Source organism: Halorubrum sp. SP3 (genome assembly GCF_005435195.1).
Taxonomy (GTDB): Archaea; Halobacteriota; Halobacteria; order Halobacteriales; family Haloferacaceae; genus Halorubrum; species Halorubrum sodomense.
Genome location: NZ_SGTU01000434.1, coordinates 1 through 407, shown reverse-complemented (window position 1 = coordinate 407; position 407 = coordinate 1). Strand labels below are relative to the sequence as shown.

Annotated in this window: 1 protein-coding gene and 1 pseudogene; both read right to left on the bottom strand. The window is 67.3% G+C overall.

Annotated elements, in window-relative coordinates; genetic code table 11:
- On the bottom strand, positions 1 to 174 hold a 174-nt coding region (locus tag EXE42_RS20910), incomplete at its 3' end, for an ATP-binding cassette domain-containing protein (RefSeq protein WP_369333805.1).
- A 34-nt stretch (positions 175 to 208) separates the two neighbouring features.
- A pseudogene (locus EXE42_RS17140) lies at positions 209 to 407 on the bottom strand (ABC transporter permease); the annotation flags it as partial.

Genomic DNA, 407 nt, shown 5'->3' with positions numbered 1-407 from the left:
CGTCGTCTTCCCCGCGCCGTTCGGGCCGATGATCGAGCAGAGTTCACCGGCCTCTAACGCGAAGTCGACGCCGTCGACGGCGTTGACGACGCCCTCGTCGGTGCGGAACACCGTCGAGAGACCGTCGACGGTCAAGACCCTGTCACGCGTCTCTGTGCTGCCAGCCGACGCCATCGGCGTCGACGCCTGCCGTGGGGATGCTGTGTGCTCACTCGTCATGGTCGGCTCCGAGTTCCGTGCTCACGGTCGGGTCGAGGACGTCGCGGATGCCGTCGCCGAGGAGGTTGAACCCGAGGACGGTCGCGGCGATCCCAAGCCCCGGGAAGATAGCCATCCACGGGGCCTGCGTGAGGTACTGTTTGGACTGCCTGATCATTAGCCCCCACGACGGCTGCGGCGGCTGTGCG